The 10261-nt window shown below is 61.7% G+C and carries 7 protein-coding genes and 1 tRNA gene; 2 read left to right on the forward strand and 6 right to left on the reverse strand.

Annotated features, from left to right (window positions below; translation table 11 throughout):
* Positions 1-227: 227 nt before the first annotated feature.
* The 5 genes from ACYVDE_RS08025 to ACYVDE_RS08045 form a co-directional block, all read right to left on the reverse strand.
* Positions 228-1781: an aryl-sulfate sulfotransferase gene (locus ACYVDE_RS08025; RefSeq protein WP_460500962.1), complete on the reverse strand. Its 1554-nt coding sequence runs from the start codon at positions 1779-1781 to the stop codon at positions 228-230.
* A 284-nt stretch (positions 1782-2065) separates the two neighbouring features.
* Positions 2066-4018: an OmpA family protein gene (locus ACYVDE_RS08030; protein WP_460500963.1), complete on the reverse strand. Its 1953-nt coding sequence runs from the start codon at positions 4016-4018 to the stop codon at positions 2066-2068.
* 122 nt (positions 4019-4140) lie between these two features.
* Positions 4141-4638, reverse strand: a complete 498-nt coding sequence (locus tag ACYVDE_RS08035; RefSeq protein WP_460500965.1) for a hypothetical protein — start codon at positions 4636-4638, stop codon at positions 4141-4143.
* Positions 4639-4775: 137 nt separating this feature from the next.
* Positions 4776-5627, reverse strand: coding sequence for a (Fe-S)-binding protein (locus tag ACYVDE_RS08040; RefSeq protein ID WP_460500969.1), 852 nt, complete (start codon positions 5625-5627; stop codon positions 4776-4778).
* Between the two features lie 194 nt (positions 5628-5821).
* Positions 5822-7222: a 4Fe-4S dicluster domain-containing protein gene (locus ACYVDE_RS08045; protein WP_460500966.1), complete on the reverse strand. Its 1401-nt coding sequence runs from the start codon at positions 7220-7222 to the stop codon at positions 5822-5824.
* A gap of 171 nt (positions 7223-7393) precedes the next feature.
* Between ACYVDE_RS08045 and ACYVDE_RS08050 the strand changes: the two genes are divergently transcribed.
* Positions 7394-7466 (forward strand) — tRNA-Phe (locus ACYVDE_RS08050).
* Positions 7467-7643: 177 nt separating this feature from the next.
* On the forward strand, positions 7644-8402 hold the full coding sequence (locus tag ACYVDE_RS08055) for a COG4705 family protein (RefSeq protein WP_460500967.1): 759 nt from the start codon (positions 7644-7646) through the stop codon (positions 8400-8402).
* A gap of 25 nt (positions 8403-8427) precedes the next feature.
* Here ACYVDE_RS08055 and ACYVDE_RS08060 read toward each other — a convergent pair whose 3' ends face one another.
* Complete coding sequence (locus ACYVDE_RS08060) at positions 8428-10014, reverse strand: glycoside hydrolase family 32 protein (RefSeq protein ID WP_460500968.1); 1587 nt, start codon at positions 10012-10014, stop codon at positions 8428-8430.
* Positions 10015-10261 lie beyond the last annotated feature (247 nt).

The following is a 10261-nucleotide window of genomic DNA, read 5'->3' on the forward strand; positions in this document are numbered from 1 at the left end:
CGCGCGTGAGGGGCCGCCCGTCGAGCGCCACCCCAAAGGGCACGCCGCGCTCCGACGTAAAGTTCACGTTGGCCGGCAGCGGCAGATAAGCCAGTGCGGGCCCGGCGGCCAGCAGCCAGCCCATCAATCCCAGAAGTAGCGCCTTTTTCATGGCTCCGAAAGAAAATGTCCGGCCGGAAACTCCGGCCGGACATTCAATTCCAAAACCTGTGCCACGTTCGCGCGGCCTACTCGCCGAAGTGCGTGGCGTCGGCCCGGTGGAAGCCAAAGCCGTTGCCCGTGGTCAGGCTCAGCTCGAAAACCGGCTGCCGCGTGGCATAATCTACTTCGATGATTTTACCGCCCAGGCCCGTGGGCGTAGGCACCTGGTAGCCGGGGCAGAAGCGCACATGGTTCACCTCGGGCAAAAACTCGACCCGCGATACGATGGACGAATACGTGTCGGCGCCGCGCTCCTTGCCGTAGGCCCACACCTGCTGCACGGTGCGCCGTACGGGGTCGATGCGGAAAATAACGGCGCGGCTGTAAGTGCCGGGCGTGGGGTCGAAGTTGCGGTGGGTGCCGTTGTCGAACATGAGCCAGTCGCCGTTGGGCAGGCGCGTGGGCGAGTGCTGGTACCAGTTCCACTCGAAGCTGGCATCGTTGGTCACGCCCTGCGCCACGTCGGCATTGGCAATGGACTGGCCGTTGGCATCGAGCGGCGTGAGCAGATACTTGCTCAGGTCTTCGCCGCGGCGGTTGGTGCCCCAGCCCTTGTGCGGGGCCAGTATCCACACAATGCGGTCGTCGTAGCCCAGCTTCACCAAGCCCTGAAAGCGGGCCGAAACCACAATCGTATTATCAGTCGGGTCGTAGGCCACGGCGTTGTTGTGGGCCCAGTCGATGGGGTCGGGCTCCAGAGCGTGGCGGTTCTCGTCGAGCAGCTGCTTCAGGTCCCATTCGTGCGTCACGGCGCCGCTGTTGCGATTCATTTCAATCACCACGTCCTCCACCGTGGGCGAGCCGTCGGGGTGGGTGCTGCCGGTTTTGTTCACGCACACCAGAAAATTGCCGTCGGGCTTTTCCAGCACCTCGTGGTGAAAGGTATAGCCCGTCATCGGCCAGGTATTTAGCAGCTCGCCCAAGCCGCTCACCTCGTACAGCTGGCTGGTAGCTTTATCGCCAAACAGGTAATTGCCGTTGCGCAGGCGGCTGATGCCGCAGTCGTACGACAGGCGCTGCAGCACCGGGTGCGTGCGGTAGTCGAGCACCCAGCGGATGTCGCCGTAGTTGTCCACCACCAGCGGCATCTGTGGGTTGCTGGCGCTGAAGTTGCTCACCAGCGTGAGGCCGGCCCCCAGCGCAGCGGTAGGCGCTTGCGCCACCGCAATGGTGGTAGGCAGATTGGGCGGCAGGGCGCCGGTGGCCACCGTCAGGGAGGTTTTCTCAACGTGCCAGCCGTCTTCCGAGGTAAAGCTCACGTCCACCTGGTTCGCGTAGTCGGCGTAGAGGCCCAGCACCGGCACCACGTGGGTGGTATCGGCGTCGTGGTAGCGCTGCACCACATCCGAAGCTTCGCCGTGCTTGCCGTGTACTACCACCGTGGTGGTACCGGCCGAGGCCGTATGAAAACTCAGCTCGGCCGACAGCGGCGCGTAGCCCGATGGGTTAAGAATCAGACTGTTGTTGGCCAGCACTAGCGGGCGTACCGTGGGGGTGGGCGTCAGTGCCACATCATCGCGGCGGCAGCCGGTGAGCAGGCCAATAAGGGCCAGGCCGAGAGGTAAAACCCGGAATCGCATGGGAGCAGAAATAAAAGTGGAAAGGGAAGGCTGCCACAGCCGGCACACCCGGCTATCGGGTAGCTAGACTGCTGGATGGTAGCGGAGTTTATTCTCCGGAAATAAAAAAGTGGGTGGAAAAGGACCACAAAGCTAGGTGCCCCTTGCGGCGGAAAAGGCCGCTATCGCGCGAAAAGCCCATAAATCAAATCGGTTCCGCTTTTTGTCCCACGCCTGCCCCCAATGCAAAACGCCCCCGCAACCGAAGTTGCGGGGGCGTTTTGCAATGAAGCGAAACCGATGGGTTAATTCGCCACCTTCGTCACCTTGAACTCGGTGCGGCGGTTGCGCTGGTATTCCTCTTCGGTTTTGGCATTGGGCACTACCGGGCGGGTTTCGCCGTAGCCCTTGGCCGTGATGCGCTTCTTGTCAATGCCTTTGCTCACAATGTAGGCCACGGCCGCTTCGGCGCGCTGCTGCGAGAGCTTGAGGTTGTAGGCGTCCTTGCCGCGCGAGTCGGTGTGCGAGCTCAGCTCGATGCTGATTTTGGGGTTGTCCACCAGCGTCTGCACCAGCGTGTCGAGGCGAATAGCGGCATCGGGGCGGATGTCGTACTTATTGTAGTCGTAGAAAATGTCTTTGACTTCAATTGCCTTGGCCAGGATGATTTTGTTGAGCGTGAGCGTCACGGGCAGCTTCACGTCGTTCATCGGGTTGGCCAGCTGGTCCTGGCTGGGCTTGCGGCCCGTCGTGTTCAGGCTGGTACGGGCGGCGAAGTCGCCGGGGCGCTCAGCAATAAACGAGTAGTTCGTCACCGAATCCAGCTTCACGCTGAATTTGCCGTCGGGGCCGCTGGTAGCAGTCTGGCGCTGGCCGTTGGCGCTGGTCACCGTCACGTTGGCACCGGCTACGGGCAGGGTGGTTTTGGCTTTGTCGTCGCGCTCGAGCACGGTACCGTCGGCGTAGAAGGTCACCAGCTTCGGCATCTTCTTCTTGTACATGTACTCGTCGTCGGAGCCTTTGCCACCGGCGCGGTTCGAGCTGAACAGGCCGGTTTCGTTGGTCATGGGCACCGGGGCGAAGTCGTCGGCGGGGCTGTTCACGTCGGCACCCAGGTTCACGGGCTTGCCGCCTTTCACCATGAAGATGTCGAGCTTGCCCACGCCGGGGCGTCCGTCCGAGGCGAAGTACAGCGTACCGTCGGGGGCCACGCCGGGGAAGTTGTCGTTGCCGGCCGAGTTGATGTTCTCGCCCAGGTTTTCGGCCGGCGAGAAGCGGCCGTTCGGGCCCAGCGTGGCGCGGTACAGGTCGACGCCGCCCTGGCCGCCCTTACGGCCCGAGGCGAAGTACAGCGTGGTGCCGTCGGGCGCAAATGCCGGCGAGAAATCATCGGCCGTGCGGTCGTTGATGTTGGCTAGCACGGGCTCGCTCCAGGCACCTGCTTTGTAGTACGAAATCCACAAATCCACGCTTTGCAGGGTGGTTTTGGTGCCGTCGGGGCCGCGGTAGTCGTTTTTCTTGCCGGTGTTCGAGCGGGCAAACACCATGGTGTGGCCATCCGGGGTGTAGGTGGCGCTGGCTTCGAGACGGTTTTCGGAGTTGAACGGACCTTCGAGCTTACGGGCGGTGCCGCCGGTCATGGCAGCCGCGTTGTCGAACTTAATGGTGTACAGGTCGAGGTAGCTTTCGCCGTTGCCCGGGTACTTCTTCTGGTTGTCGCGGCCCGAGGCAAACACCAGCTCGCCGGTGCTGGCCATCATGGTACCACCGAAGTCGGAGCTGGGTGAGTTCAGGGCATCCACCGGCATCACCTCGTAGGTGTTCTTCACGGCGGCCACCTGCTTGCTGGCCAGCGCGTCTTTGCTGGCGGTTTCAGCGCGGGCGGCCAGGTTGCGGTTGCCGCCGCTGGTGGCGTAGGTGGCAAACTGCGCGGCCGCCTCGTCAAACTTGCCGTTGGCGCGCAGGGCCTCGGCGTAGTGGTAGCCGGCGTCGGCATTCTTCACCTTGCCGTCGATGGCTTCTTTATAAAAGGGCTCGGCCAGCTCGATGCGGTTCGAAAGGCGGTACGCTTCGCCAATGCGGTAATTGGCGATGGCCGCGTTCTTGCCCTTGGCCGCTTCGGCCTTGTAGAGCGGAATGGCCAACTCATACTGGCCGCGGGCAAACTGCTTGTCGCCCTTAATGCCGCCCGATGTCGCGCAGCCGCTTAGCAACACGACCGAACTGGCCGCGACGCAGGTGAATAATCGTTTACTCATAGGTGGTCTGGGGGGAGGAGGGGAGGGGGTGGCGAAGAGAAAACCGAAAAAGGGGATTTTCGGCTCATAAACTTTTCGTTAGCAATAATACTACGTTTGCGTAGGATTCACGCAAGCCCCTGTTATTTTTCCACCGTTCCGAAGTAGCGGGCAAGCCAGGTTTGGCCCGCTGGCCGCGGCCACTGGGTATCCAACTCGCCTTTAGTCGCTAAAGTATTATCGAAATAGAGCGTGTCGGGCATCAGGGTGCCGCCGGCAACGGCAGCTTTCAACTCGCGCCGGTCCAGTAGGTGTATCTGCCCGTTTTCTACGAAGGCCAGCCGCGATTTATCGAGCAGTTCAACGCCCAAATGCTGCGCTACCTGGCTCACGAAACGCACCGAAGCGTCGATGGAACAGCCGCTGGCCCCGGCCACCGCTTCGTCGAGGCCCAGCACCAAGAAATGCTGATGCAAAATTTCGGCCGATGCCAGCAGGCTGCGGCCGTGGCTGGTCCAGTCCGACGCGAAGCGAGCCAGGGCCGGCAGCAAGCCAATGGTTTCCTCGTTGGTTAGCAAGCGGCTGGCTTGGTAAATCCACACCCGCGCCGTGGCGGGCAGTTGGTCAAAAGCAACGTACATAATTCACCGATTTGTCAGATTATTCGCGGAGCTGCTAGCCTCGGCAACGGCAGCGCCGCAAAAAAAAAGTGCCGCCGCCCCGCCCAATGGCGGAACAGCGGCACAAGGTCGCCTACAAAATTTGCCCGAGGCCGACTTTAAGCGTTGATGCCTTCAGCCGAAGCCACCAGCTCGGCCAGGTCGAACACCTGCACCTTGCTTTCCTGCTCCTTGTTTTTGAGGCCGTCGCTCATCATCGTCATGCAGAAGGGGCAGCCCACGGCAATGATGCTGCCCTGCAGGTCGTGGGCGCCGGGCGCGGCGGTTTCGGTTTCCACGCCACCCAGGTTGGCCAGCGCGTCGGCTTTGCCGGCCAGGGTGGCTAGCGCTTCCTCGGTGCGCTCGATGTTGATGTCCTTCTTGCCGGGCTCGGGTTCCTTAAACATCTGCGCGCCGCCCGCGCCGCAGCACAGGCCGTTGGCGCGGCTGCGCTTCATCTCCACCAGGTCGGCATCGAGGGCGGCCAGCACCTCGCGCGGGGCTTCGTAGATGTTGTTGGCGCGGCCCAGGTAGCACGAGTCGTGAAAGGTGATGCGACGACCCTTGAAGCTCTCGCCACCCGTCACGCCCACCTTGCCCTCGTTGATGAGCTGCTGCAAATATGTGCTGTGGTGAATTACCTCATAATCACCGCCCAGCGCCGGGTATTCGTTCTTGATGGTGTTGAAGCAGTGCGGGCAGGCCGTCACGATTTTCTTGATGCCGTAGCCGTTCAAGGTCGTGATGTTCTGCATGGCCTGCATCTGAAACAGGAACTCGTTGCCGGCGCGCTTGGCGGGGTCGCCGGTGCAGCTTTCTTCCAGGCCCAGCACGGCGTACTTGGTGCCCACGTGGTCGAGGATGCGCACAAAGGCGCGGGTCACGCGCTTGTACCGGTCATCAAAAGCGCCGGCGCAGCCCACCCAGAACAGGATTTCGGGCGACTCGTTGCGGGCCGCCAAATCGGCCATGACGGGAACGGTAATTTGCTTTTTAGCGGGAGCTTCGGGATTCATAATTATAAGGGGTGCAGAACGTCATGCTGAGCGAAGCCGAAGCATCTCTACCGCGCAACTATCTTATTTCATTTTGATTACTAACTGATTACTTGCACGGTAGAGATGCTTCGACTGCGCTCAGCATGACCGTCTTTCACAGTAGCTACTTAAGCAACCGTAGCCGCCGGCTTCTCCGCCGCAAACAAGTCATCGGCCCAGTTGAACCGGTCTGACGGCGAGAAGGCCCACGGCGCGCCATTGTTTTCGATGTTGGAGAACATCACATTCAGTGAGTTCGGCGCGGCCGATTCTTCCAGCACCAGGAAGCGGCGCATCTCGATGATGCTTTCCAGCGGGTTGATGTTCACGGGGCAGCTTTCGACGCAGGCGTTGCAGGTGGTGCAGGCCCACAGCTCCTCGGGCGTCACCTTGCCGCGCAGCAGGGTGGCTTCCATCAGGTCGGTCACGGGCTCGTGCTTGGCTTCCTCGCCGTACACGTTGGGGCGGAAGATGAGCGGCGAGTTATACTTCTCCTCCATCCGGTCGCGCGTGTCCATGATGATTTTGCGCGGCGAGAGCAGCTTGCCCGTCAGGTTGGCCGGGCACACCGAAGTGCAGCGGCCGCACTCGGTGCAGGAGTAGGCGTTCAGCAGGTTGGTCCAGGGCAGGTCTTCTACGTCCTTCGCGCCGAAGGGCGTGGGCGCCAGGGCCGAGCCATCGGGCGCGGTAGGGGCGGGCGGCACCACGAAGCTGGGGTCCATCATGGCCTTCACCTCGTTGGTGATGCTTTCCACGTTCGAGAACTGGCCCTGCGGCACCAGGCGCGAGTACCACACGTTCGGGAACGCCATGATGATGTGAAAGTGCTTGGAGCTGGGCAGGTAGTTGAGGAACAGTAGGATGCCGGTGATGTGAATCCACCAGCCCAGGCGTTCCAGCACGTGCAGGGTGCCCTCGCTGCTGGGCAGCAGGCCCGTGAGCAGGCCGCTGATGGGGAAGGCGCCGGGCAGGTCCTTGCCCTCCATTTGGTGCAGCTGGAGGTCGGCCGTGTTCATGAAGAACAAGGCCAGCATCAGCGCCACTTCAATATAGAGAATGATGTTGGCGTCGAGCTTGGGCCACATCCGCAGCTCGGGGCCGGTGAAGCGCTTGAGCGGCGGGTTGCTGTTGCGGCGCCACCAGAAGGCGGCCACGGCCACAATCACCAGCGCAGCCAGAATTTCGTTGACGGCCATCAGCGCGTCATACACCGGCCCGAGGAAGCTGAGCGCGCGGTGGAAGCCGAAAATATTGCCAAACAAGCCGTCGATGACGATTTCAATCACCTCGATGTTGATGACCAGAAAGCCCACGTACACCACCAGGTGCAACAGGGCCGGCGTCAGGCGCTTGAACATTTTCTGCTGCCCGAAGGCCACCAGCAGGGTTTTCTGAAACCGTTCGGCGGCGTTGCCGCTCATGTCGCGCTCGCGCCCGACGAGGATGTTGGCCCGGATTTTCCGGACCTGCCACGTGAAGAGGCCGAAAGCGGCGACCAGCAGCAGCAGGAAGAGGATAGATTGCACCATGCGGTAAAGGTAAGGCGGGAACGTTTGGGGACGCAAGATAGTCGGCATGCCGAATACTTTGAAGAAAAAGATGCGGCCTTCAACACTTTTTTTACTCAACTTCTTGCGCCGTTGTTTTGCATTCGTACCTTTGCGGTCCCCAAAGCAACCTAAAAGACGCCCCGGGGAGACGGCAACATAGCTCAGTTGGTAGAGCACAGCACTGAAAATGCTGGTGTCGTTGGTTCGATTCCAACTGTTGCCACAAAAAAAGGCCCGTTCCTGATTCAGGAATGGGCCTTTTTGTATTTGCTGAATTAGCGAAATCGCACGGCAGGCAACGCACAGAATTGTCTGGTGACAACCCCCCGGGCACGGGTATCTTCAACATTTCTTCAGCATCGGGCAGCATCTTGGCGGCTCACCTTCGCTGCAGCATGCCATGAAGAAAATTCCCGAAGTCACCCTGCTATTCTGGATTATGAAAATCTGCGCCACGACGCTGGGTGAAACCGCCGGCGACCAGCTGGCCCAAACCATGCAGGTGGGCTACGCCGTGAGCTCGCTGATTCTCATCGGGTTTTTCTTCGTGACGCTGGCCGGGCAGCTGGCGGCGCGGCGCTACATTCCGGCGCTGTACTGGGCCGTGATTCTGGCCACGAGCACGGCCGGTACCACCATGTCGGACTATATGGACCGCACGCTGGGGCTGGGCTACGCCACGGGGGCTGCCATTTTGGTGGCGATACTGCTGGTTATCCTAGGGGCGTGGTGGCTGAGCGAGAAGTCGCTTTCCGTTACCGATGTGCAGTCGCGTAAGGCCGAGCTGTTCTACTGGGCGGCCATTCTGTTTTCGAACACTTTGGGCACCGCGCTGGGCGATTTTCTGGCCGACGACTCGGGGCTGGGCTTTGGCGGCGGGGCGCTGCTGATTGGCGGGGCCTTGGCCGTGGTGGTGGCGCTGTATTACTTCACTGGCTTATCGCGAGTGCTGCTTTTTTGGGTAGCGTTTGTGCTCACGCGGCCGTTCGGGGCCACGTTTGGCGATTTGCTAACCAAGCCGGTAGCGAAAAACGGACTGGGTTTCGGTACGCAGGGCTCGTCGCTGATTTTGCTGGGGCTGCTGGTGGCGCTGGTGGTGTACGAGTCGGTGCGCCAGCGCCCGGCGGCCGTGCGGCCGGAGGAGATGATTGAGCGTTGAACCATCCCCTCCGGCGCACCGGCCGCTACTTGGCCGCTTGTAGCTGCGGGCTGCTCAATTGATTGTACGTCAAGCGCTGTGCAGTCATCGCGGCGGAAGATTCGAGCTTAATAGTAGTGAAAGGCTGCGACGGAAAAAACAGCTCCGACGCCACGCTCAGCCCGCCGTCGGCAAACAGCTCCACCGATGTGGCATCAACGTACAGCGTGATATCCGATTCCGGCGCGGTGGCCAGGCGCGGCGTCACGTGCCGGCCCGAGAATTTGGCGCTGAAGTTCATTGGCCCCGACTTGCTGCGGTCAATGTAATACTGCTTGGCCTTTGCATCATAGCCCAGGCGCAGCTCCTCGCCGGCCGTGTTGCCGAGCACCAGCGCGAAATCCTGGAGCTGCGCGGTGCTCATCTTCAATGAATACTTGTCGCCGCTGAACTTGAGTTGGCTGGTCAGGTCGGTGGGCGCGGCGGTGGCTTTCACGTCCTGGAGCGTCACGGCGGGCTGGGCCAGCCTGGCTAGCTCCTTCACCGGCTGCGAGGTGAGGTAGATTTCGGTGCCCACTTGGCGCAGGGCCAGCTCGCGCGGGATGGTGGTGGCGTTGCGCCAGGGCGAGGTGGGCACCTGGTTGGCGTAGTCCCAGTTGCTCATCCAGCCCAGGAAGATGCGGCGGCCGGGCGTGTTGTTCCAGGTTACGCCGGCGTAGTCGTCGGGGCCGTAGTCGGCCCACTTGGTTTGCTCGTTGAGGGGCGTAAAGGTGTGGCCGTCAAAGCTGCCCACGAAGTATTGCGTGCCCGAGCCGCCGTTGGGGCCGCCGGGGTTCAGGTTCACGATGAGCACCCAATAGGTTTTGCCGTTGAGGCTGAGCGGGAAAAGGTCGGGGCATTCCCATACGCCGCCGTGGGCACCCAGCTTCGCGCCGAATTCGCTTTCCTTGGTCCAGCTTTTCAGGTTGGGCGAGCTGTAGAAGGTGATGCGGTCCTTGGTAGCTAAGGTCATTATCCACTTCTTGGCCAGCTCATTCCAGCTCACTTTCGGGTCGCGGAAATCCTGAATGCCGGGGTTGGGCAGCACGGGATTACCCTTGTATTTCGTCCAGCTTTTGCCCTCGTCGAGGCTGTAGGCCAGGCTCTGGTACTGGTGGCGGCCGGTTTTCTTTTTCTCCTCGGGGTCGTTGTGGTGGGTGAAGATGGCCACCATCGCATTCTTGCCAAAGCCGGTTGTGTTGTCCTTGTCAATCACCGCCGAGCCCGAGAAAATCCAGCCCAGCGAATCGGGGTACAAGGCAATGGGCTGCTCCTGCCAGCTCACCAGGTCGCGGCTGGTGGCGTGGCCCCAGTGCATGGGCCCCCACACCATGGCCTTGGGGTAGTACTGGAAAAACAGGTGGTAGGTACCGTTGAGGTACACCATGCCGTTGGGGTCGTTCATCCAGTGCGCGGCGGGCGAGAAGTGGTAGCCGGGCCGGTACTGCGGCGTGGCCGGCCGCAGGCTGTCGGCCGGCACCGGCGGCACGGGGGCACTGTTGGGGGCGGCGGTGGTTTCGGCAGTTTCGGTTTCCTGGGTGCAGGCGGCCAGGCTGGCGGCCGCCAGCAGGGTTAGCAGTAAGGCGTTTTTCATTGGACGTTGTAACCCCACCCCCCGGCCCCCTCCCCTCCGGGAGAGGGGGAGCCTGACGAGCGCGAAGCACGAGTTTTTAGTAATGAACTGATTAAGATTTTGAAAGCATCAGGCTCCCCCTCCCCCTCCGGGGGAGGGGGCCGGGGGGTGGGGTTACACCGCCTGCGCCGCCAGTAGCTCCGCCACCTCGGCTTCGCTGATGCGGGGCGTGGCGCCTTGGTGCGTTGCCACCAGCGCCCCGGTGGCG

The organism is Hymenobacter agri (assembly GCF_054778495.1).